15 protein-coding genes, 1 other RNA gene and 2 pseudogenes are annotated in these 24,574 nt (G+C 47.3%); 10 read left to right on the forward strand and 8 right to left on the reverse strand.

Going from position 1 to position 24,574, the window contains the following annotated elements:
- Position 1: 1 nt before the first annotated feature.
- Together cydB and EXT46_RS18465 are read right to left on the reverse strand one after the other, a co-directional pair.
- Positions 2-1,141 (reverse strand): cytochrome d ubiquinol oxidase subunit II, encoded by a 1,140-nt coding sequence (gene cydB, locus EXT46_RS18460; RefSeq protein ID WP_053910954.1) that lies wholly within the window; start codon positions 1,139-1,141, stop codon positions 2-4.
- Positions 1,138-2,712 carry a cytochrome ubiquinol oxidase subunit I gene (locus EXT46_RS18465; RefSeq protein ID WP_053910953.1) on the reverse strand — a complete coding sequence of 525 codons (1,575 nt, stop codon included), beginning with the start codon at positions 2,710-2,712 and terminating at the stop codon, positions 1,138-1,140. Before EXT46_RS18465 ends, cydB begins: the two co-directional genes overlap by 4 nt.
- 263 nt (positions 2,713-2,975) lie before the next feature.
- On the opposite strand from EXT46_RS18465, the gene lpxB reads away from it, so the two are divergent.
- From lpxB to EXT46_RS18495, 6 genes are read left to right on the forward strand one after another with little or no spacing between them, the layout of a single operon-like run.
- A complete protein-coding gene (gene lpxB, locus EXT46_RS18470) occupies positions 2,976-4,130 on the forward strand; it encodes a lipid-A-disaccharide synthase (protein ID WP_130149051.1) in 1,155 nt (384 codons plus the stop codon).
- Positions 4,120-4,716 (forward strand): ribonuclease HII, encoded by a 597-nt coding sequence (rnhB, locus tag EXT46_RS18475; protein ID WP_130149052.1) that lies wholly within the window; start codon positions 4,120-4,122, stop codon positions 4,714-4,716. Before lpxB ends, rnhB begins: the two co-directional genes overlap by 11 nt.
- Positions 4,716-8,207: a DNA polymerase III subunit alpha gene (dnaE, locus tag EXT46_RS18480; protein WP_130149053.1), complete on the forward strand. Its 3,492-nt coding sequence runs from the start codon at positions 4,716-4,718 to the stop codon at positions 8,205-8,207. The genes rnhB and dnaE overlap by 1 nt, the downstream gene beginning before the upstream one ends.
- Positions 8,208-8,223: 16 nt before the next feature.
- Positions 8,224-9,180 carry an acetyl-CoA carboxylase carboxyl transferase subunit alpha gene (accA, locus tag EXT46_RS18485; RefSeq protein ID WP_022946673.1) on the forward strand — a complete coding sequence of 319 codons (957 nt, stop codon included), beginning with the start codon at positions 8,224-8,226 and terminating at the stop codon, positions 9,178-9,180.
- Between the two features lie 48 nt (positions 9,181-9,228).
- The gene (tilS, locus tag EXT46_RS18490) at positions 9,229-10,548 is read left to right on the forward strand and encodes a tRNA lysidine(34) synthetase TilS (RefSeq protein ID WP_130149054.1); all 1,320 of its coding nucleotides are present in this window, start codon (positions 9,229-9,231) and stop codon (positions 10,546-10,548) included.
- Positions 10,521-10,868 (forward strand): hypothetical protein, encoded by a 348-nt coding sequence (locus EXT46_RS18495; RefSeq protein WP_240701172.1) that lies wholly within the window; start codon positions 10,521-10,523, stop codon positions 10,866-10,868. The genes tilS and EXT46_RS18495 overlap by 28 nt, the downstream gene beginning before the upstream one ends.
- On the opposite strand, the gene EXT46_RS18500 is transcribed toward EXT46_RS18495, so the two are convergent.
- On the reverse strand, positions 10,793-11,770 hold the full coding sequence (locus tag EXT46_RS18500; RefSeq protein ID WP_130149055.1) for a GGDEF domain-containing protein: 978 nt from the start codon (positions 11,768-11,770) through the stop codon (positions 10,793-10,795). The two genes, EXT46_RS18495 and EXT46_RS18500, sit on opposite strands and share 76 nt — an antisense overlap.
- Before the next feature lie 142 nt (positions 11,771-11,912).
- Here EXT46_RS18500 and EXT46_RS18505 point away from each other — a divergent pair, with 142 nt between their 5' ends.
- Entirely contained in the window at positions 11,913-13,880 is a 1,968-nt protein-coding gene (locus tag EXT46_RS18505) for a monovalent cation:proton antiporter-2 (CPA2) family protein (protein ID WP_130149056.1), read from the forward strand.
- Here the strand turns inward: EXT46_RS18505 and EXT46_RS18510 are convergent.
- Positions 13,877-15,016 carry a patatin-like phospholipase family protein gene (locus tag EXT46_RS18510; protein WP_130149057.1) on the reverse strand — a complete coding sequence of 380 codons (1,140 nt, stop codon included), beginning with the start codon at positions 15,014-15,016 and terminating at the stop codon, positions 13,877-13,879. The two genes, EXT46_RS18505 and EXT46_RS18510, sit on opposite strands and share 4 nt — an antisense overlap.
- Before the next feature lie 146 nt (positions 15,017-15,162).
- Here EXT46_RS18510 and EXT46_RS18515 point away from each other — a divergent pair, with 146 nt between their 5' ends.
- The gene (locus EXT46_RS18515; protein ID WP_130149058.1) at positions 15,163-16,053 is read left to right on the forward strand and encodes a DUF3014 domain-containing protein; all 891 of its coding nucleotides are present in this window, start codon (positions 15,163-15,165) and stop codon (positions 16,051-16,053) included.
- Between the two features lie 45 nt (positions 16,054-16,098).
- Here EXT46_RS18515 and EXT46_RS18520 read toward each other — a convergent pair whose 3' ends face one another.
- Together EXT46_RS18520 and EXT46_RS18525 are read right to left on the reverse strand one after the other, a co-directional pair.
- Complete coding sequence (locus tag EXT46_RS18520; RefSeq protein WP_240701173.1) at positions 16,099-17,943, reverse strand: M20/M25/M40 family metallo-hydrolase; 1,845 nt, start codon at positions 17,941-17,943, stop codon at positions 16,099-16,101.
- Positions 17,944-18,002: 59 nt separating this feature from the next.
- On the reverse strand, positions 18,003-20,183 hold the full coding sequence (locus EXT46_RS18525) for a M4 family metallopeptidase (RefSeq protein WP_130149062.1): 2,181 nt from the start codon (positions 20,181-20,183) through the stop codon (positions 18,003-18,005).
- Positions 20,184-20,651: 468 nt separating this feature from the next.
- On the opposite strand from EXT46_RS18525, the gene ffs reads away from it, so the two are divergent.
- Positions 20,652-20,748: signal recognition particle sRNA small type (ffs, locus tag EXT46_RS18530), an RNA gene on the forward strand.
- A gap of 554 nt (positions 20,749-21,302) precedes the next feature.
- Here the strand turns inward: ffs and EXT46_RS18540 are convergent.
- A pseudogene (locus tag EXT46_RS18540) lies at positions 21,303-22,274 on the reverse strand (integron integrase).
- A 268-nt stretch (positions 22,275-22,542) separates the two neighbouring features.
- Between EXT46_RS18540 and EXT46_RS18545 the strand changes: the two are divergent.
- Positions 22,543-24,366 carry an AIPR family protein gene (locus EXT46_RS18545; protein ID WP_130149059.1) on the forward strand — a complete coding sequence of 608 codons (1,824 nt, stop codon included), beginning with the start codon at positions 22,543-22,545 and terminating at the stop codon, positions 24,364-24,366.
- Between the two features lie 34 nt (positions 24,367-24,400).
- Here EXT46_RS18545 and EXT46_RS18550 read toward each other — a convergent pair.
- Positions 24,401-24,574, reverse strand: a pseudogene (locus EXT46_RS18550) (IS110 family transposase); the annotation flags it as partial.

Genomic DNA, 24,574 nt, shown 5'->3' on the forward strand with positions numbered 1-24,574 from the left:
CTTAATAGCTGCCATGGGTGTTGTTTTCAATCTCTTCACTGCTTACTCGGCGCCACATCTTCACATAACACCAAGTGGTGTAAGACAGTACTATGGGGAGCAGTATAGCGACCACAATAAACATGATATTCAAAGTCATGTGGCTGGAAACGGCGTCCCAAATGGTTAAGCTCATATTGGCGTCATGGCTGGAAGGCATAATGAACGGGAACAGAGATGCGCCAAAGGTCATAATAATGCCTAACAACATGATGCTCGAACAGATGAAGCCAAAACCAGGTCTACTCTTAAGTGAGCACAACAAGGCCAACAGACCTCCGGCAAACGCCAAGATTGGGAACGCCAAGGTCCAACTACGTTCGCTGTAATTGTTCAACCATAGACCGGTCGCAGTGGTCACTGTTTTTGCTAATGGGTCGGCATGGGCATTGGTATCGGCCATAGTGACAATCTGCATGCCGTCGATTTGCGTCAGCCACGCCCCGGCCAAGGCAAAGCCAGCGAGGGCGACAACCAGCGCGATGCGACCGAAACGGGCGCTACGTGAAGCTACGGGCTCAGCGGTGCGCATTTGTAACCATACGCCACCGTGGCCAACCAGCATGGCCACACTGATCACACCGCATAGCAGTGCAAAAGGATTCAACAGCCCAAAGAAGGAGCCGTGATAGCTCACCCGCATGAGATTATCGATATGAATAGGTACCCCTTGCAACAAGTTACCAAAGGCCACCCCGAAAATCAGTGCTGGAATGAAACTGCCGCAGAAAAGCGCCCAATCCCAGCGGTTACGCCATGTTGGGTTATCCAGTTTAGAGCGATAGTCAAAGGCCAAGGGGCGGAAAAACAGCGCAAACAACACCAGCATCATGGCAAAGTAGAAGCCTGAAAAGGCAGCGGCATACACCATTGGCCAAGCGGCAAAGAGTGCACCGCCTGCGGTAATAAGCCAGACTTGGTTACCGTCCCAGTGTGCACCTACGGTGTTGATCACTACTCGGCGCTCGACATCCTGTTTGGCAACGAAAGGTAACAAGGTAGCAGCGCCCATATCCATGCCGTCAGTAATGGCAAAGCCAATGAGCAATGCGCCAATAAGCACCCACCAGATAAGTTTTAGCGTTTCATAATCAAATATCATGATTTGCTCTCCTGTAGTTGCTGTTGACGCTCGAAGTAATACTTCCCTGTATGCAGTGAGCTTGGCCCCTGCTTAATAAAGTGCAACATTAACCAGATTTCGATAATGGCCAATACGGTGTAAAAGGTAATAAAGCCAATTAAGGAGATAAGCACATCATTAAAGGTCAGACTCGAGGTGGCCATAAAGGTCGGTAATACCTCGGAAATAGCCCAAGGCTGGCGGCCATACTCAGCCACAAACCATCCTGTTTCAATGGCAATCCAGGGCAGTGGTATGGCAAATAACGCCGCTTTGAGTAGCCAACGTTTTTGCTCGATTTGACGTTTAGCATTGTAATAAAACGCGGCGGCAAAGATCAGCAGCATCACCATGCCACAGGCAACCATAATACGAAATGCCCAAAACAGTGGCCCAACTTGTGGGATAGAGTCTTGCACCGCTTTTTGGATTTGCGCTTCATCGGCGTTATACACGTCATCCAAATAACGCTTTAATAGTAAGCCGTAGCCTAAGTCGTCTTTGTACTGATTGAATTGACGAATATTTTCTGGTGTTTCCTCGCCATTGCGCAGCTTTTCCAAGTAGCGATAAGCCACCATACCACTGCGGATACGTTGTTCATGGTTTTGTTGCAACTCTTTAATGCCGGTGACTTCCTCATCCAGCGAGCGGGTAGCAATAATGCCCATAACATAGGGGATTTTCACCGCCGCATGGGTTTGTTGTGTTTCAGAGTCTGGAAAACCAAATAACGTGAAAGCGGCTGGGGCAGGCTCGGTTTCCCACTCCGCTTCAATCGCCGCGAGTTTCACTTTTTGCACCTCGCCGACCTCGTAGCCGGACTCATCACCGAGCAGAATCACGCACAATACCGAGGCTAAGCCAAAACTACAGGCAACCGAAAACGAGCGTTTAGCAAAAGCAACATCACGGCCGCGAAGAATATAAAAGGCACTGATCCCAAGCACAAACATAGAGGCGGCAACATAGCCGGCAGAGACGGTATGAATAAACTTAACCTGTGCCACCGGGTTAAACACCAATTCGGCAAAGCTTTGCATTTCCATACGCATGGTCAGGTAGTTAAACTCTGAACCCACAGGGTTTTGCATCCAGCCATTGGCGACTAAAATCCACAGCGCGGAGAGGTTGGTGCCCACCGCCATAAAGAAGGTCACCCCCAAGTGCTGCACTTTACTGAGCCGATCCCAGCCTAGAAAGAACATGCCGACCAAGGTGGACTCTAAGAAAAACGCCATCAGCCCTTCAATGGCAAGGGGCGCACCGAAGATATCACCAACGTAATGAGAATAATAAGACCAGTTGGTACCAAACTCGAACTCCATAGTCAGTCCGGTGGCCACCCCTAAGGCGAAGTTAATACCAAATAACTTCCCCCAGAATTTCGTCATATCACGGTAAATTTCGCGCCCTGTCATTACATAGACAGACTCCATTATCACCAAAATCCATGTCATCCCTAACGTGAGCGGCACGAACAAAAAGTGATAGAAGGCAGTGATTGCAAATTGTAGACGGGAAATGTCTACAAAGGATTCATCTATCATGGAACACCCCTTAATGTAAGCTTGTTTGAAGTTTCAGTAATTACTGAAACTTTTGTTAGTATCCAGACTACTGCTTACGAAGTCAACACAATATTAGCAACATCTAATTTAAAAGAAAGGCACACAGGAAAAATATCAACCAGCTCATCAAGCTAGGGCGTAGAAGGATTGTGCATTTAATAGCAACGAGGTTTTAAGCGCATCGCAAACAGGGTAGACTAGGCGGTTAATAACAACAGCCCAAAGTGGAATCTGTCCCCAATATGAGCGCCACTCAACCTCTTCGCATCGGCATCGTTGCCGGTGAAATGTCCGGTGACATTCTTGGTGAAGGCCTAATAAAAGCCATTAAACAACGCCACCCTGATGCCCAGTTCGTCGGTATTGGCGGTCCCCGCATGAACGCCCTCGGGTGTGAAAGCTTGTTTGATATGGAAGAGCTTTCGGTAATGGGACTCGTTGAGGTGCTCTCGCGCTTGCCTAGGTTGTTAAAGATTCGCAAAGGATTGGTGCAGCACTTTATCGACAACCCTCCTGATGTATTTATTGGTATTGATGCGCCCGATTTTAATTTACGCGTTGAGCTGCCGTTGAAGCAAGCGGGGATCACCACTGTGCATTATGTCAGCCCTTCGGTGTGGGCGTGGCGACAAAAGCGTATTCATAACATCGCCAAAGCCACTAATTTAGTGCTGTCGCTGCTGCCTTTTGAGAAAGCCTTTTATGATAAGCACCAAGTACCATGCACCTTTGTCGGTCATACCTTGGCCGATGATATCGCTGTAGAGCAAAGCAACCAGCATGCGCGGGCGCAACTGGGGCTCAGTAGCGACGATAAAGTGTTGGCGCTGTTACCGGGTAGTCGTGGCTCGGAAGTGGGGCTACTGACACCCACCTATGCGCAAACCGCTGAGCGTCTGCAGCAAGCCAATCCAGACTTAAAAGTTGTGGTGCCCTTGGTGAACGAAGCGCGCAAAGCGCAGTTCTTAGCGTTGCAACAACAACATGCACCGAAGTTAAACGCGCTATTACTTGATGGTCAATCGAGCTTAGCGATGCAAGCCAGTGACGCTATTTTACTGGCGTCGGGAACCGCCTCACTGGAAGGGATGTTGTATAAAAAGCCTATGGTGGTGGGATACAAGCTCAAAGCCATGACCTATTGGATGGTGCAGCATGTGTTTACCTTCACCATCAAGTACTTCTCGTTGCCTAATTTGTTGGCTGACGAGGAGCTGGTTCCCGAGTTTTTACAGCACCAGTGTAATGTCGATAACTTATGCGCTGCGCTTGAGCCTAAGTTATACGGGGATAATCAAGCCTTGGTTGCGCGTTTTACGCAAATCCATAAAAACATTCGCTGCGATGCCAGTGCTCAAGCAGCCAAAGCCGTATTGGAGCTTATCGATGCAAATTAATCGTCCCGATGTTCAGTATATTGCCGGTGTAGATGAAGTGGGGCGTGGCCCGCTGGTGGGGGATGTGGTGACCGCAGCGGTGATCCTTGACCCCAATAAACCGATAGCCGGACTAAGTGATTCAAAAAAGCTGAGCGATAAAAAGCGCAACGCCTTAAGTGCTGAGATAAAAGAAAAGGCATTGAGTTACTGTATTGCCCGTGCCAGTGTCAGCGAGATAGATGAGCTCAATATCTTGCACGCGACCATGCTTGCCATGTCGCGAGCTGTGGCGGGGCTTGATATTACTCCTGACTTTGTCTTTGTTGATGGTAATCGCCTACCGCAGCTCGATGTGGCTGCACAAGCCGTGGTCAAAGGCGACGCGCTGGTGGCTGAAATCAGCGCCGCTTCAATTTTAGCTAAGGTGGCACGGGATGAGGAAATGATAGCCTTGGATGCGCAATTCCCCGAATATGGCTTTGCGGGCCATAAAGGCTACCCAACTAAAGCTCATTTTGCGGCATTGGCCGAACATGGAGCCACCGAGTTTCACCGCAAGAGCTTTAAACCGGTGCAGCGTGTACTCGCCGAGCGGGGGCAATAATGGCCGCACCTGAATTTGTCCATCTGCGCGTTCACAGCGACTTTTCCATGGTTGATGGCTTGGCTAAAACCAAGCCTATTGTCAGTGCGGCGCAAGCACAGCAGCTCAGCGCCTTAGCCATTACCGACCAAATGAACCTGTGTGGTCTGGTGCGTTTTTATGGTGCCGCCCATGGCGCTGGGATAAAACCCATTGTCGGCGCCGATATTTGGCTCAATAGCCCGGAGTTTCCCGATGAGCCTTGTCGTTTGGTGGTGTTGGCAAAGAATAACGAAGGCTATAACAACCTCACCTTACTGATTTCTAAAGCCTATTTGCGTGGCCATGTGATGCACCGTGCTATGGTTGACCGTCAGTGGTTGGCGGAGCACAGTGAGGGGCTAATTTTACTCAGTGGCGGCAAAGACGGTGACTTGGGCAAGGCGCTGCTTAAAGGCAATGTTGGAGTGATTGAAGAGATCAGCCAATTTTACCGCCAACATTTTGCCGGCAATTTCTACCTTGAATTAATGCGCACCGGGCGCGCTGATGAAGAAAGCTACTTACATTTGGCCGTTGAGCACGCGACAGCCCACCAGTTACCTGTGGTGGCAACCAATGAAGTGGTGTTTCTTGAGCAACAAGATTTCGAGCCCCATGAAATTCGTGTCGCCATCCATGACGGCTACACCTTAGAGGATAAGCGCCGACCGAAGCGCTTCTCCAGCGAACAGTATTTAAAAACCCCGGCGCAAATGGCCGAGCTATTCAGTGATATTCCTGAGGCGCTCGCCAATACCGTTGAAATCGCCAAGCGCTGTAACGTGACCGTCCAGCTAGGCACTTACTTTTTGCCTGATTACCCCACCGGTTCGCTGAAAATAGACGACTTCTTGGTTAAAGTCTCTCGTGAAGGTCTAGAAGAGCGGTTGCAATTCCTGTTTCCCGATGAGCAGGTACGCGCTGAGCGTCGCGGCGAATATGACGAGCGCCTGCAAATCGAGCTCGATGTTATTAACCAGATGGGGTTCCCCGGTTACTTCTTAATCGTTATGGAATTCATCCAGTGGTCCAAGGATAACAATATCCCAGTGGGCCCAGGACGTGGTTCCGGTGCCGGTTCACTGGTGGCGTATGCCCTGAAAATTACCGACTTAGACCCGCTGCAATTCGATTTACTATTCGAGCGCTTTTTGAATCCCGAGCGGGTCTCAATGCCGGATTTCGATGTCGACTTTTGTATGGACCGACGGGATGAGGTGATTGATCACGTTTCCAAATTATATGGTCGTGATGCAGTATCACAGATCATTACCTTTGGTACTATGGCCGCAAAGGCGGTGATCCGCGATGTAGGGCGGGTATTGGGCCATCCCTACGGGTTTGTTGACCGTATTTCCAAGTTGGTGCCTGGCGACCCGGGTATGACCTTGGAAAAAGCCTTTGAGGTTGAGCCGCGACTGCCAGAGGCCTACGACGGCGATGAGGAAGTGCGCGATCTCATTGATATGTGCCGTATTCTTGAAGGCTGTACACGAAACGCCGGTAAGCACGCCGGCGGCGTGGTGATATCGCCGACCACCATCACTGATTTTGCGGCGCTGTATTGTGATGAGGAAGGCAAGTTCCCGGTCACGCAATTCGATAAAAATGACGTTGAAACCGCCGGCTTAGTGAAGTTTGACTTCCTCGGTCTACGTACCTTGACCATCTTGCAGTGGGCACTGGATATGACCAACGAGCGCCTAGCCCGTGAAGGCAAGGAGCCGGTGGACATCAATGCCATTCCCCTTAACGACCGCGCCAGTATCGACCTGCTATTACGGGCCGAAACTACTGCAGTCTTCCAGCTCGAATCGCGCGGGATGAAGGATCTTATCCGCCGCCTGAAGCCGGACTGCTTTGAGGATATGATAGCCCTGGTGGCCTTATTCCGACCTGGTCCCTTGCAATCGGGCATGGTTGATAACTTTATCGACCGTAAGCACGGACGCGAAGAAATCTCCTACCCAGACTCGCAGTATCAGCATGACAGCTTGAAACCGATTTTGGAGCCCACTTATGGGGTTATCCTTTATCAGGAGCAGGTCATGCAGATTGCTCAGGTACTCGCCGGCTACTCACTCGGTGGCGCAGATTTGCTACGTCGAGCCATGGGTAAGAAAAAGCCAGAAGAGATGGCGAAGCAGCGTTCAACCTTTGCCGAAGGGGCGCAAAGTCAGGGAATTGACAGCGAACTGGCGATGAAAATCTTTGACTTGGTGGAAAAATTCGCTGGGTACGGATTTAACAAATCGCACTCTGCTGCCTACGCCTTGGTGTCTTACCAAACCCTGTGGATGAAAACCCATTACCCCGCTGAATTTATGGCGGCGGTGATGTCGGCGGATATGGATAACACTGATAAAATCGTGACCTTGGTTGATGAGTGCGAGAATATGAAGCTCGCCTTGTTGCCACCGGATGTTAATGCCGGTCTCTACAAGTTTACGGTGAATCGCCAAGGTGAGATTGTGTACGGTATCGGCGCCATCAAAGGCGTGGGTGAAGGGCCCGTTGAAGCCATTCTCAGTGCTCGTGAGCAGGATGGTCCGTTTAAAGATCTCTTTGATTTTTGTGCACGGGTGGATTTAAAACGCCTGAATAAACGGGTGATTGAAAAGCTCATTATGTCGGGTGCCATGGATAAACTTGGCCCAGACCAAGTACAAGGTGGACGTGCTATTTTAATGGCCTCACTGCCCGAAGCGATTAAATCAGCCGAGCAGCACAACAAGGCCGAGCAATTAGGCCAAGGCGATATGTTTGGGCTCTTGGCTACCGAACCCGAGGAAGTCAAACAAGCCTTTAAGCGGGTGCCTTATTTTACCGATAACCAATGGTTGGATGGCGAGCGCGAAACGCTCGGGCTGTTTTTAACTGGCCACCCCATTAACCAATATCGCAGCGAGCTTAAACATTACACCAGCGGCAAGTTGGTGGATTTAGTGCCCACAGAGCGTGATGTGCAAACCACAGCGGCCGGACTGGTGATAAATGCACGCACCTTGGTCAATAAAAAGAATAAACGTTGGGGATTGCTGACCTTAGATGACAAGAGTGCGCGAATTGATGTACGCTTATTCCCAGAACAGTTCGAAACTTTCCAAGAATTGCTACAAATCAACAATATCTTGGTTATAACCGGACAGGTCAGCTTTGATAACTTCTCTGGCGGCATTACAATGACCGCCAGAGACGTGTGTACACTCGCTGAGGCCCGTGAAAAGCGCATTAAAGCGATGAAAATGACGGTAGATATGGCGCAAATTGATGCTAACTTCTTCGAAAAGTTAGAGAAAGTGCTGGAACCATATAAGTTCGGTACATGTCCGATAAAAGTCGTTTATCGCCGGCCGGACGCCTTAGCCGAGCTAGAACTAGGAACACAATGGTGTGTGACGCCAGCGGATGATTTGATTCATAAGTTATCCTTACTGACGGCGCAAGATATCGAATTAGAATTTAATTAAGTGGGTTAATTAGAGCATGAGTCTCAATTATTTGGATTTCGAACTGCCAATTGCCGAATTGGAAGCGAAGATTGAAGAGTTACGCACAGTGAGTCGTGCTGGCGAACTAGATTTAGGGCTGGAAGAAGAAGTCAGCCGTTTAAAAGAGAAAAATGTCGAACTAACTGAAAAGATTTTCTCTGAGTTAGGCGCATGGCAAGTTTCGCAGTTAGCGCGTCACCCTTTGCGTCCTTATACGCGCGACTACATTGAACGTATTTTTACCGAATTTGATGAACTAGCAGGCGATCGTGCCTTCGCTAACGACCCTGCTATTCTCGGTGGTGTAGCCCGTTTAGACGGTGAACCGGTGATGGTGATCGGCCAGCAGAAGGGCCGTGATACGGCAGAAAAAATCAAGCGCAATTTTGGCATGCCGAAACCGGAAGGGTATCGCAAAGCGCTGCGCCTAATGGAAATGGCCGAACGTTTTAAAATGCCTATATTCACCTTTATCGACACCCCTGGAGCCTATCCGGGTGTGGGTGCCGAGGAGCGCGGCCAAAGTGAAGCAATTGCTCGTAATTTGAAGGTCATGGCGGCATTAAAAGTGCCAACGGTATGTACCGTGATAGGTGAAGGTGGCTCTGGTGGTGCATTAGCCATTGGTGTTGGCGACCGAGTGAACATGTTGCAATACAGCACCTACTCAGTGATCTCCCCTGAAGGTTGTGCATCGATTCTATGGAAAAGTGCAGAAAAAGCGCCCTTGGCAGCCGAAGCCATGGGTGTGACCGCGCAGCGAGTGAAAGAGCTTGATCTCATCAATACCGTCATTGAAGAGCCTTTAGGCGGCGCTCATCGTAACTACGATGCCATGGCGAAAAGCCTTAAAGCACAGCTTAAGCGCGATTTAGCCGAGCTGCGTGAACATAGCGTTGACGAGATGCTTGATGCTCGCTATCAGCGCTTAATGAGCTTTGGTTACTGTTAAGCCATCGCGAGTAAGGCCGATATTTGTCGGCCTTTTTATTGCCTACCTATGCAAGATACCTTTTCTTCAGAGCTTGATGCTTTACTAAAATGTGCGCCAGATACAAAAGGGTTGGCGGTGGCCCTAAGCGGCGGCCTCGATTCTATGGTGCTTTTAGAGTTGGCTTGGCGTTATGCTCAGCGTGAAAACCTAGCGCTGTGTGCTATTCACGTTCATCATAACTTGAGTGCTGATGCCGATCAGTGGTTAGACTTCTGTGCTCAGCAGTGTGAGCAGCGTGAGATAACGTTTTTCGCCGAACGTGTCCACATTGGCACACAAACGCGTCGTGGTATTGAAGATAAAGCTCGGCAAGAGCGATATCAAGCACTTGATAGCTGTGCGCCAGCGGGCTATGTGTTGCTGCTGGGTCAGCACCGCGACGACCAAGTGGAAACCTTCTTTTTACGCCTTAAACGTGGTGCAGGGTTGAAAGGGCTGGGTGGCATGCAGGCGTTGAGCTATTGGCATCAACGGCCGCTACTAAGGCCACTGCTTGGTTTTTCTCGCGCCGAGCTTAACGAGTATGCAGAGCGTCAGGGCCTGCTTCACATTCATGATGAATCAAACGATGATAACGGCTTTGATCGTAATTTCTTACGCAATCAAGCATTACCGCTGCTCAGTGCGCGTTTTAACGGTTTTTATAAAAAGGTGGCGCAGAGTATGGCAATCATACAACGCCAGCAACGGTTGTTGGATGAGATTGCGCACGATGATATTGCTAACGCCCATGGCCAGAACTCACTTAATCTAACATCACTACGTAAGCTCAGCGACGCGCGCTACCACAATGCGTTACGTTATTGGCTATACAGCCATGATGTGGTGATGCCCAGTGAAAAGCAACTACAGGACTTAGCTCAGCAGTTATCGTGCGCTCGCGCTGACAGCCAGATGCAAGTGGTATTGAAGCGTTTGCACGGCTCTTCATGTGTATTACGCCGATATCAAGACCATGCTTATTTGTGCACGGAGCAACCGAGCTTGGAAGCGCAGCGTTTAAGCACTGATTGTACGAGAGTGACGTTGAGTGATGGCACCGTACTAAGCGCTCAAGCAGGCGAAGGAGTGCGCCCTCTAGAGGGAGCAGAGCAATTGAGCGTGCGCTTTGGGCAGCTAAGTAGCGTGATTCGTCCTCATAATAAAGCGCATTCTAAGAAGTTGTCACAGTGGTTCAAAGCCCTGCAAGTGCCTCCGTGGCAGCGTCAACACGTGCCGCTTATATACTACGATGATGTCTTGGTGGCCGTGGTTGGCTATTTCTATAATTATGATTATTTCAGCAAAAACGGAGTGCAATGGCAGTGCAGCGAACGCCCCAAGTAGGTTTATCTTTAGTCAACAAAGCCCCGGCGGCACTAGCCGTTACCTTCACGTTATTAGTGGTGGCGCTGCTGCTGAGCACATTACATGTCAATGTATTGGCATATGCAGGGCTCAGTGGCGTGTTATGCGGCGCTTTGTTACTCGCTTACTGGCTAGGCAAGGGCGGCATGTTTTTCGTGCTCGGGGTACTGGCACCGCTGGTGAGTGTTATTGCCATTGATATACCCAGCTTTACATCCTTGTTTCAGCTGATTTTGGCATTTTTCTCTGGGTTTTGGCTGCTATTGTGTGTGTTTAAGTTAGTGCGCTCTAAATCGTGACTGTTAGCCTCACCATAATGGGTATCGCGGCCTAAGTTCTTCGCTTGATATAAGGCTTTGTCGGCGCGAGCAAATAAACTCATACTAGAGTCTTTGGCCTCAGCCAAGGCATAACCAATACTGCTTGTCACACCATGACGAGACATCAACGCATTGGCATGCACTGCCTTTTGCACCCGCTCGGCGACCACACGATTGGTATCAAAGTCGTCATCGTCAATCAGCACCGCGAACTCATCGCCGCCAAAACGAAAGACTGAGTCGGTACCGCGTACAGAGCTTTTTAAAATCATGGCAAACTCTTGTAGCGTTTCATCGCCCACTTGGTGGCCCTGTTGGTCGTTAACCTGCTTAAAGTTATCTAAATCCAATAACATCAAGCTGAAAGGACGGTTCTGACGGCGGCAAACCTCAAGCTTCTTTTCCATGCCAATATTGAAGTCGCTGCGATTATTGAGCCCCGTTAATGGGTCGCGCGTGGCTAGGCGTAACACTCGATTGTAAGTGAGGGCATTGCGCAGTGGATAGCTGAGTATTTGGTGCCATTGTTTTAGCTGCGTACATAGCTGATCGCTAAACGGGCTGTGGCTGTAATACACCAGTTGCCCGAGATGCTCTTGTTCAACGTCAATATCGAAGCGATTGGCGACACTGGTGTTGCGGCTGTTGCTCATTTCACTGACGCCCAAACTACTGTGTAATTGCAGGCCATCAAAACTGGCATAAGGCGCCACAAATTGCGCGAACGTATCAAGCAACACCACCACCTCCAGACTACGCTGAAGTTGCTGGGTTAACGCCACGACATTGACCGCAGATTGCGGGCGGCAAAACGATGCCGCTTGCTGCTGATCATGGCTTGATTGTGTATTGGCATAAGTCAAAATGTGGACATTATCCATCTATTGCACTCCCAGACTAAATTCGTAGTGTTTATAAGCGAAAAACATGCCAGATTTTTAAACTGGATATAAAACAAGCCCTTGCTATAGTTAATGGTAAAGTATTAGCCCAGAGTCAGGTCTTTGACGCCAAAGGAGTGCCATGCAACAGCTGTTTATTGAATTGATGGGTCTATTACTCAGTGCGGTGATCTTAGTGTGGATGTTTAAACGCCTTGGATTGCCGCCTATCTTAGCGTATTTAGCCACAGGGCTGTTGGCCGGACCGCATGGATTTGCCTGGCTTGCCAATGGCCATGAAATGCATGGTATTGCTGAGCTTGGCATTGTCTTTTTATTATTCAGTTTGGGCCTAGAATTCTCCCTGCCACGCTTGATTGCCATGCGTAACATCGTATTTGGTGTTGGCTTACTGCAAGTGGTGCTCACTTCTGCGGTGTTTTTCTTGTTGTTGTGGGGTTTTTCGTTTGACGCGTTGAGCGCGTTTGCCATCGCGACGCTCATGGCGTTGTCCTCCACGGCGGTGGTGGTTAAATGCTTGAAGGACACCGGGCAGCTGCAGAAACGGCGCGGTCAACTCGCAGTTGGGGTGTTGCTGTTTCAAGATTTAGCCGTGGTACCGCTGCTTATTACCATCCCGTTACTGGCCAGTGATACTGAGCAATCATTAACCTATAGTTTGGCAATGGCTTTGGCCAAAGGAGCCGTTGTGTGCACCTTGCTGTGGGCCATCGGCAAATGGTGTTTGCCACGGATCTTCAATGAAGTGGCGCGAATGCGTAATGAAGAGCTGTTTGTATTAACCACTTTACTGGTGACATTATTTGCCGGTGGGCTGACTTACTGGTTCGGGTTATCCATGGCGTTAGGGGCTTTTTTAGCAGGAATGATGTTGGGTGAAAGCCAGTACCGTCACCAATTAGAGAGTGATATTCGGCCGTTCCGGGACATCCTTATGGGGCTCTTTTTTGTCACTGTGGGGATGCAGTTAGACCTAGCCTATGTATTAACGCATGCGCATATTATTTTCGCCGCGTTAGCGGTATTGATGCTCAGTAAACTGGTGTTACTGGCTGGCATTGCGCAACTGATGGGAGAGCGCAAAAGCGATGCTTTAAGTGCAGGCCTGATGCTCTGTCAAATGGGGGAATTTGGCTTTGTGTTGGTGGCTTTAGCTGGGAACCAGGGAATTTTTGCCGGTGAGTTGGCGTCGTTTCTCATCGCCTTAGGGGTATTTTCCATGGCCATTACTCCGTATTTAATAGAGCACTCGCCTAAGTGGGTACATCATCTTTTTCGCGCCAGTACTGAAGCCCCCGAGCGCATTGAGTGTGTAGATGAAAGCCTCAGTGAGCATGTGATAATTTGTGGCTACGGGCGAGTTGGACAAAATATCGGGCGTTTTCTTTCCAGTGAGGCGTTGCCTTTTGTTGCCATTGAACTGGACCCTTACCTCGTGCAACAAGGAAGAAATTCCGGTTACCATGCGATGTTTGGCGATGTCACGCAAAAAAGCATTCTTGAACGCGCAGGAACGGCACAGGCGCGTTTGGTGGTGATTACCTTCACTGATCTTAGCAAGGTACAAATGGTCGCCGAGGTAGTGAAACAAGTCGCGCCGCAGGTGAATATCCTCGCGCGCATGCCCGATGATGCCCACCTTGATGAGTTAAAAGAAAGTGGCGTGTCAGAGGTCGTGCCTGAGTCGTTAGAAGCCAGCCTGATGTTGTCGTCTCATGTGCTATTTATGAGTGGGGTGCCGATGAAGCGTATTATTCGTCGGGTTAGCCAAGAGCGAGAAAACCGTTACTCCTTATTGCACAGTTATTATATTAGTGATGAGGCGCCACACCGCGATGAAAACACCGAGCGTTTAGAGTACTTGCATGTATTTGCCTTGGCAGATAACGCCTATGCCGTGGGTAAAACCATCGCCGAGCTCAACCTGCAAGCACGGCGTGTGAGTATTGCCGCGCTGCGCCGTCAAGGACGTGAGATAGAAGCGCCCAGTATTGAAACCAGTCTACAGGGGCATGACGTATTGGTGTTAAAGGGCAAACCACGGCGAGTGGAGCGTTGCGAGCGCTTTTTACTCAATGGCGGCAGTTAATCGAGACACAAAAACGCGCGCAGTTGCCCCAGTTGCGCCAGCCCGTCCTGATAACCCAGCTCCATCAAGTGTTGTGTATAACGGCGTTCAAACAACAAGTAGCTCGGCAAGCTTGACTCACTGTAGCGTTTTACGCCGATACCACGTAGTAGGGTGCGAATGGCCAGCGGCATGTCATCGTAATACTCGCTACTAATGGCATTAAAGTTATGTGATGGGTTGATCACCATTGTATCGATATGCTTGAGCTCACGATGTTTATCTTTCGCGCTCAACAACCCCACCGTACGGTTAATGCGCTCAAGGCGCTCTAAGTCACCATGCAGTGTGTCAGCAAACACGCTGTCCAACAGATGCCCCGCGATATGCGAAATGCCCGGGTAGTGCGGCGCATATTTACGATGTTCCTCTTTGGGTTGTTCAACACCGATAACAAAGATGCGCTCGGCACCAAGATGAATGGCGCTGGACAGGGGAGACATCTGGTGAATGGAACCATCACCATAGTATTGGTGTCGAATCTTTACGCTGGGAAAGACCACGGGAATAGCACTGGAGGCCATCAGGTGTTCTAAATGGATGCGAGCTTTGACACCCTGACGTTTGGCCCGCCGCCAGGGTTTGGCCTCATTGCTTTGGTAGAAGGTAACGGAGTCGCCGGTACTGTAGTTGGACGCAGTGACTGCTAACGCATCGAGCACACCACGGTGAATGTTACGGTCGATACGCTCCATAGGCAGCACTTCGGCTAATAATTGCCGCAGAGGGGCATTGTTGAATAAGCTCGCTGGGGCATGATTGGCGTGCCCAGAGCGAAAGCTCGATAAAATGTTTTTTATAAGGTGGCCAAATACATGCGCAAAATCACTGCGATAAACATCGCTGGTGTGAAACTGTCCCCAGACTTGCTCAAGCTTGCGGCTCGCCAAATGAGCACACGAAGCCCAACATCCAAGCGCCACAGAGTTAATTGCTCCGGCAGAGGTGCCGGTGATCACTTTAAATGGCAGTGGCGCCGTTCTTGGAAGGCTTTGTGTTAGCGCTTTGAGGACACCTACTTGATAAGCGGCTCGCGCGCCGCCGCCGCTCAGTAGCAACGCTGTTCCAGCGCGACCGCAATTAGTTTGCTTTCGCATTGTATTTGCACTTAAATGGACACATAGTGTTAATGTAAAAGATTCTAAAATAAAAAGATATGCTCAACGGCGAGTATGCTCGCAGCAATTAGGGCAGATTAATTTTTGAAGATTGACGATTTTGACTTTTTCATAACGGAGCCTTTATGAGTGAACAACCTACCGAACATGAGAGTAAACGCGGTCCCAGCCGTAACAACATCATCCTAGCATTGGTGGTGTTAGTGGTGTTGGCTGTGGTGGTAATTTTTGTCGTCAGTAAACAATCTCAACAGCCTTTGCCACTTGAGGCCACCCCTGAGCCTGCGCAGTTGCCAGTGGAAGACAAACCTCAGCCTGTTGCAGAGCCCGAGCCTGAAAGTAAACCCCAAGCCGCGCCGACAACCACAGACGTGAGCAACCCCGATGAGCAGCAACAGCGCCCACAGTCTCGTGAAGACGAACAGCCCGAGCCGCAACCCGAGTTGCCGGCCTTGGACGATAGCGATGAGATGGTCAGCGCCAGCTTGCAACAATCGCTGGCTCAATCTAGCGCTAATTTGCTGGTCAATGACGACTTGATCCGCCGCACTGTGGTGTTTGTCAATAATCTTGCCGAGGGGCGTGTGGCCACAAACCACTCGCCAGTGGAAAAACTCGAGCAGCCTTTCACTGTGGAAGAAGGCGATGTGCTGACGATGGATCCGCAGAGCTTTGAGCGCTATGACCCCTATGTTGGTATTTTGACCTCGATGAATACCGATCAGTTGGTGGCACTGTATGAACAATATGAACCACTGATTGAACAGGCCTATGGTGAAGTTGGCGACCCTAACAGTAGTTTTGAGGCACGCTTAAAGCAGTCGATTGACTTGCTTTTAGAGACACCCGAAATGACTACTCAGGTACCCTTATTACGAGATTCAGTCACCTACAAGTACGCTTATTCCGAATGGGAGAATTTACCTCCCGCTCAGAAGCAGCTATTACGCATGGGGCCAGAGAATGTTGAGAAGGTAAAAGCGGTATTGAAGAAGCTGCGCGCAGAATTGGATTAATTCAACTTTCGTTAAAAAAGAGGCCATCGGGCCCCTTTGTTATTACTAATTGGCGGTGATCGATAAATTTACACCCGTGGCGCTATTATAGCCGTACAAATCAATGTACCAAGTTCCACTTTGCGGGTTGCTAATGGTACAGGTTTCATTGTTACCATTTTTGTATGGACGGCATTGCCATTGCGACTGACTCGACGGTGAGCCAAGGTTTAAATACAGATCGGCATCGCCGCTACCGCCGGATATACTCACCTGTAATTGCGAATAGCCGCTAGTAAGAGGCTGCTCAAAGCGTTGCCATTGAGAAGACGCGACCGAAATAGGCCCTTCGCTACGATTAATGGGAGTTGGACCGGTTGAACCTGATTGATACTCACCGACCAGATTGACACCGGAAATGGCATTCCAGGCCTCAACCATCACGTAGTAAGTCCCTGTTTGTGGCGCGCTAAAGCTACAGCTTTCGGTGCTTGATGCTGTGGTACTTTTGCAATCATAGCTACTGAGTGTCGGTGGCGTGCCAAATTGCACGTATAAATCAGCATCACCGCTGCCGCCATAGGTATTAAAGTTAAGATCAGTGGCATCGCTGGGTACATCCATGGTGTAAAGCAGCTGTTCCTTAGCACCAGCGCTAAGGCCAGACTCAACCACACCATTAGTGAGCTCGTTATCACTCGGTGGTGGCGGCGCAGAGCCAGCGCTTTTCGCAAGCTCAGCGAGATAAACACTGGCTAAGCGTGCAAAATTGATGGCATGACTGGCATCAAACTGGTCGTCACTACTGGTGTGAATTCGGTAGTTGATATCACTCATTTTTGATTCAAACGGCATCGAGGCGGCAAAGCCTTGGTTATGCCAAGAGGCATGATCCGAGCATCCGTAACCACATTGATCATAGCCAATAACCAGGTCACTAAGATAAGTGCTGGCAAGGTTTGCCATAAATTGATTCTGGCCGCTATTGGTATAGTCGGTCATCAATACAATATCTTCGGCTGAGCCGTTATTACCGGTCATATCAAACTGCGCCATGCCCACCACATTGATGCCTTGGCTTTTGTAATCGCTAGCTATAGCGCCGGAGCCTCTGAGTCCCACTTCTTCAGCCGCAAAGCCCATAATTTTGATGGTGCGTTTAGGCTTAAAGTTACTGTCGACGACCGCTCGCAGCGTTTCGGTTAATACTGCTATGCCGCTGGCATTATCATCAGCTCCCGGTGCACGACCTTGGCTGGGTGATGATTGGTTAATCGAGTCTAAGTGACCGCCAATGATCACCACTTCATCACTTAACTCTTGTCCGGCGATTGTCACCACCACCGAATCTTGAGCCCAGCTATGGTTGTAACTTTGCACGGTGATGTCGCTGCGACTACTGGCGATTTGTTGCCAGTGGGTGCGTAACCAATCTGCTGCATCGACACCGCTTTGTTGTGAATAATAACGGTTATGAAATGCTGCTAGGGTACTTACGGTGTTATCTAGACGAGTGGTGCTTAGCTCAGCCAGCAGCGCCTGGGCTGCAGCGGGGTTATCGATGCTGTAATTAACAGTGGCAACTGTTTGCGTGTTATTGACTTGGGCCTGTTGCAAGTAGGCTTTCGCCGCTTGCTCAGATTCATGATAAATAAAGCCGCCACAGCGTTTGTACTCATGGTGCATAAAATCGCTTAGCCGATGTATATGCTTAGGATCTATAGCGATAACATCAACTGCTGTGCCAGCGATTGATTGCGTTGCAGCGCTTTGCCACTGTGTTTTTTGCTGTTTTTGATAGTGCGCCATGGCATGGGCCTCGACCGTGATCCATGCCTTTTCCGGTGCCGCTAAGGCGCTGTTCGTAGCGCAAGCAAGCGCCGCACCGATGGCGAGGTAAGAATATTTCATAAGATGGGTCCTTAAACGAAAAAGGGGCCAGTAGCTGGCCCCTACTCAGGGAGAATGATTTAGTCTGCTTGGATGGATAGGGTGACACCACTTGCTGCGCTGTAGCCACGTAAATCCATATGCCATGTACCTGCTTGCGGATTGCTAAAGGTACAGGTTTCTGAGTTGCCATTGCGATATGGACGACAATCCCAGTCGCTGGTGGTTGATTGCGAGCCAAAGTTGACATACAGATCGGCATCGCCGCTACCACCGCTAATGGTTACCGTGAGGTTGCTGTAGCCACTGCCAATGTCTTGGCTAAAACGAGCCCAGCCGCCTTGGTTAACACTGATGTTGCTCTCGGTGCGATCGATCGGCGTTGGCCCCGTGCTACCATCGTCATAGTTACCTTCTAAGGTCACATTACTGATTTGGTTCCACGCTTCGACCATGACATAGTACTCACCGCCTTGAACAGGACTAATTGCACATGACTCAGTACTGGTTGATGACGTGCTGTTACAATCGTAATCGTTAAGCGTTGGACGTGAACCGTATTTCACGTATAAATCAGCATCACCTGAACCACCTGAGGTGTTAAAGGTGAGGTTCGTAGCACCTGCGGGCACATTCATAACGAAGAACATTTGCTCTTTCGCCGCACCGGAAATACCTGTACGTGGCACGCCGTTGGTGATTTCTTCATCAGGTACTGGCGGAGTCGAACCACAATCACTACCCGCGCTTAGGCTTGATGTTACCCCTACGGCCGCGAGGGCTGCTTTAACATCATTCGGCTCATAACCAAGATCGCACGCGGCGTCCATCACACCGTTACCTGCTAAGTCCCAGTTAGTACTCGCTGTCCAATAAAGCTGGTTAGCACGTGCCATGGTCTTAAAGGCCTTTTGTGTATCCCAGCCGCTGGTGGTTGCCAACAAATAGAAGGCCTTGTTGTACACCCCTGAACTGTAATGCACATCCATGCCTGAGTAGTAATCTGATTGATTACCAATGGAGCGGCCGTCTTGTGGAGGATTAGCCATGTAACGTAACGCACCATTACCTTTGAAGATTTGCTCACCGACGAGCCAATCATTACTACCCAGCATGTAAGCTTCCGCAGCTTCACCGGCCATATCGGAGAACGCTTCATTTAAGCCGCCTGATTTACCAGAATAAACCAATCCGGAGTTTTGCTCGGTAAAGCCGTGGCTGACTTCGTGTGCAGACACATCGAGGCTGACTAATGGGTAAAAGGTTGTGGCGCCGTCACCGAAGGTCATCGCTTGGCCATCCCAAAACGCATTTTCATAGTTATTGCCATAGTGCACGCGCATACGTAACTGGAATGACAATGGCGCAGTACCAACCCAGTCGTTGTACATGTTAAACACTACGTTGCCAAAGTAATGGGCATCATTTAGAGGTGAATAGGCGCCATTTACTTGCTGGTAGGTATTTTCTGGGCAAGTAAAGCTGTACGCTGTTGAGCCGCTAGTACCATTATTGAGGTTAATGGTGCGCACATTGGCGTTTTCCATGGTACAAGTGCTGCCAGATTGGCTCACATCCAAATAGCCGTAGTCGGTTCCGTAATTGTATTGTCCGGTTTTCTGGTTGCCGCCTGGGCCGGTGGCATCAGCATGCTGTAAATTGTCGAACTGATGCATTACATTACCGCTTTTGGCGTCGATAATCATGTAGGGACGCGACGGGGTATCACCATAACTGTTGTAGGTCACCTCATAAGCAAGGTGCGCTTTGTTCGCATCGTCTAACCAAATGACTAAGCGAGACTGCTCATTCTCGATGGCAGGCGCTGCTTTGCCTTGATGCATTTTACGATGCATGGCGCGCACTAGTTTGCCTACTTGTTTCTTACTCACCTTGGCGTTTACCGAGGGGACGTCGGCAGCGATGTTATTGACCACGGCGCCATGGGCACGAATAAGCTGATCATCTTTGTTGTAAGTTAGAATGGCATGATCGCCGATAACAGGAATGCCTCTGTGCATTTGCTGATAGCGAAACGTTTTATCGCCGTTTTGACTGTTGTACTGCTTTACAACGCTGATACCATCCTGAGTATCAAGGCCGAGTACCGTTGCAGCGGGGGAGGCTGAAACGGCAGTCGACTTTGCCATCATAATATCTTTAATTTGATTTTGTTCACTTAGGTAGGTTTTTTGCGCCGCAATACTCGTTGCGGGCAAAATTGCTGCCAGTGACACGGCTATTGATAAGGTTGATAGCATAAATCCTTGAGGTTTATTCATTGTTTGCTCCCGATTAGTTTTCCCGAATGGGTGGTGCTGAGCACCGCTAATACTCGTTTGATCCTGCAAACTTCTCCAAAGCGAGCGATTCTAATCTAGTCAAAATGGGTACTAATGTAAAATAAAAGTAAAAATTATTAATTTAAAATTAAATAAATATTAAATTTATCCAGATTACTCAATGCCTTGACGGGTAATTTAATGTGTTAAAACGTAATCAAGGTTAAAATTTGTACACTTTTGTTTCCAAAATGTGTAAGTGAAAGGTTTTTGCCTCAAGATGGGTTAGCGAGTTACAAAAGTGGAGCAGGGCTAAAGTGATGCGTATCACTGCGAAATGGTCAGTTACTAGGCAGTTGGTAGTAAATAGTAGGATTTTCCTTGAATCCCAGTAGTAAAGTCGCGATAATCCCTCCTGCGCCCAACGAAGGCCCTCAATGGTAGCCTTATTGGTCCTCTCGCAACACTAGCAGGTGAATCTGGTCAGGCCCGGAAGGGAGCAGCCACAGCGTGTGACGTGTGTGCCGAGATGTGGCTGGTAAGGCTGCCACCCAAATTTCCCCCTTGTTGTTTGAAGTATAAGTTGACAAATTTGAAGTTAAAGTTGACATAAATTTGAACAATAAGTTGTCATAGCCAATTTTTAGTCAGTGCGCTAGAAAGCAGCTATTACTGACGCAAAACCAAGTACTCTAGAGTTAAAACCCTTTTTAAATTCGCCAGTCAAAAGATCAAGGCGACCTGTCTCTTAGAGTCGGCATTAGAGTTCGGTGCTTGTTTCCACTTCGAATATTCCCCAGTGATTGTCGCGTTCGAGGCTCAGCCTCTTGGCTTTAAATACGACTATGTGAACTGCCGAGTAGGCAGCTGAAATTAGGCCAGGAAGTAATCAATCACAACATGTTATTTTTAACTGCCGAAAAGGCAGGGCTAGACATTATAAAAACCTGAAAATAAAGGGGATTTTCTTTTGTTCAAAAGGTAATCTGAGGTATATCTACCTGTATTGAGTTAGGTTAGGAGCTTTCCTATAAATAGTGTTCGAATATTTAGATTGGCAATGTTATCACTAACAGCCGTTACCTGCCCCAAAACAAGCTAGAAAATTTTGCTCAAAGGACTAACAACACCGTTTGCGCCTTGCTGTAAAACATGCGTATATATTTGCGTTGTCTTCACATCGGAATGACCCAGTTGAGCTTGCACGGTTCTAATATCTGCACCACTTTGTAGTAAATGAGTAGCAAATGAATGTCTAAAAGTGTGGGGCGTTATAGGTTTTATTATTTGTGCTTTTTTGGCGGCCTCTTTAACCGCTTTACGTACACCTGTTTGATGAAAATGATGTCGGCGAATCTCGCCAGTTTCAGGATCAGCACTTAACTTATTTGAGGGAAATAGATACTGCCAAGCAATTGACTTATTGGCGCTAGGATATTTTCTTGCTAGTGCCTTTGGCATCCATACACCAGCGTATTGTTCATTCTGGGAATCTAATTTTAAGTATTCATCAGCCTGAGCTATTTGATTTCTTAGCAAAGGTATAAGTTCTGTGGCGAGTGTAACCACCCGATGTTTATTCCCTTTACCATTCCAGATCCGAATGCACTTGTAGTCAAAGTCAATATCCTGAACTCGTAGTTGAACAGCTTCCATTACACGTAAGCCGCTACCATACATTAAACCTGAAATTAAATAATATCGTTTACTTAAAAACGACATGAGGAGTTGAACCTCCTAGGGGGTCATAACAATTGGTAACTTAGATTGGCGCTTGCTTCTAACAAACGTTAGATTCGGACACAATTCCTGTTTAATTATTTGCTTATACAAAAAAGATAACGCATTTAACGCTGTCGCTTGTGTTTTAGGCGACACATTCCGTTTAAGTACAAGGTAGTCGAGATATTCGACAACCTCGTTATTGCCCATTGAAGCTGGGTGACGTTTATCATGATAATGAATATAGGAAGAAATCCACTTAAGATATGTATCAACGGTTCTGAGTGAATATTGCTTGGTCAACATTAACTCGGCGATGTGGTTTAAAAATGGTGAACGAGTTCTCATTGAGCTAGCTCCAATAAATGGCTGTACATATGTACAGTGTTGTTGTGTTTCTCCTATAGTCAAGAAAACGACCCAATGGGTCGTTTTTTTCTTATCCACGTTTAGAGCAATGTAACGTAACTTCAATGCTGGTAAGTACTTCCTAAATTTGCTATCAATGGTCTAAGGACTAAAACGAGACAGGTTGCGGTAGAAAAACGACCCAATCGCTCGATATTAAATTGTTAGTTTCACATCAAGTTTGGTCGTCATATCTAGAGGAAGGTGTATGACAAAGTATGAGAATTTAGTAAATATCTTAGATCAGGTTAGGTTTGAATCTCCAAAGGAATTCAAAAGTTATAGACCTAATCAAGACGATTTGGAAAAAATAAACCAAGCTCGTGGAAGAGCATTAATACACCTTTATTTAGAAGTTACCTTTGGTATTTTAGATTTCAAATCAAGGGAGAAATTAATTACAGATAAAGGCTATGATGCTGGAATTGATGCGTACTATATTGATACTGAATCTAAAAACATTTATTTCATTCAATCAAAATTTAGAACCAATAAAGATAATTTCGAAAGTAAAGAAATCTCTCCTGATGAATTGCTAAAAATGGATATAGATAGAATCGTCGATGGCGAAACACATGACGAGGATGGCAATGAATATAATGGAAAAATAAAGCAACTTCTTAGAGAGCTATCTCAAGTAGATGATATTGGGAGGTATAATTATAAAGTTATAATTCTTGCAAATTTGAAATCCCTCAAGCCCAGTCAAATCAGAAGACTAACTAATGGATTTCCAGCTTATATTTTTGATAACGAGAAAGTTTACAAAGACTTATTATTTCCTGTAATCACGGGAACTTATTATAATAATAATCTGTTATCGATATCACTAAACTTAACAAATAAAAACTCTTCCAGCGCAAGAATCAGTTATAACGTTGAAACTGAATTTAAAGATTGTGATATTACCGTTGTGTTTGTTCCAACAGAGGAAATTGGTAGGGTTTTATACACATACAAGAACTCAATCTTAAAATATAATCCTCGTTGCTTTCTTGAAATGAAAGCTAAGTCTGTGAATAAAGAAATTCACAATACTATAACTCAAAAAAGTACCAATGAATTTGCCCTTTTTAATAATGGGATAACGATGCTTTCTGATGAAACGTCTGTTAATGAAAGAATAGGTCAAAAAGATAAAGCCCAAATAGTGATCTCTAACCCTCAAATAATAAATGGTGGGCAAACGGCTTTTACGTTAAGCCGTATATATGAAGAAATTCAAAAAGGGGCTGAAAATGGAGATATTTTTGAGAACAAAGAAGTATTACTTAAAATTATTACATTTGGCGAGCACTCGGCAAATAGCGAAACGAAAAAACGTTCGCTAATTGAAAGTATCTCTAAAGCCACAAATAGACAAAATGAAGTGTCTGATGCTGATCGGCGTTCAAATGATAAAATTCAGATTGATTTGCAGGAACTATTGTTTCATAAGTTTGGTTATTATTATGAACGTAAAAAAGGTGAATTTGCTGATGGTATTAAAGATAAATATATCTCACGAAATCAAATCATTGATAGAGAGCTATTATTAAGATTAGCCATTTGCTGTGACATGCATCCAGCTGTAGCTAGGAGGTCTAGTGGAAAGTTTCTTTTTCAAGAGTCAAACTTTACGAAATATCTCAATGATTCAGAAAGAGTTACAGAATATTTTTATGCATTTAATATTTATCAAAGCATTAATAACCTTGAAAAGTCATTGAGAGAAGATGTAAATGATCGCTTTGGTACTTCTGCATATGGGCAAGCAATACGTTATGGGCGATTTGCCGTAACCGCTGTTTGTGTAAAAACGTTATATAAAGGTCCAGAGTCTTTAAATGAAATAGACCAACACTTAAAATCTGTAATTGGCAGATGGATTGAATTTGAAAACAGTGCCCAAGAAAATGCTAAGAATTCTTCATATTTCAGAACATACAAAGATGAAGACACAGGCGTTTTAAAACAAGATTTAAATTATGAAGGGTATTATAAAGGTCGTACAATTCAAGACGACTTAAAGAAGTATTTCGAAATTAAGTGAAACTAACAAGAGACTATGGCGTCAATAGCTCTTTTTAAGTTTTTGGCGCTTCCCACATTGCCCCTTCTCTGAGCATCGAATTTAAGATCACCACCATTTTTCTGACACACGCAATAATGGCCACTTTTTTCGCAATCAGGCGCTGATATGTGGTTTTAAACACCGGATTACACTGCATCGCAGACATCATTGCCATGTACAGCACAGT

The sequence above is a fragment of the Pseudoalteromonas sp. CO325X genome, from assembly GCF_004208955.1.
In the GTDB taxonomy this organism is placed as follows: domain Bacteria; phylum Pseudomonadota; class Gammaproteobacteria; order Enterobacterales; family Alteromonadaceae; genus Pseudoalteromonas; species Pseudoalteromonas ruthenica.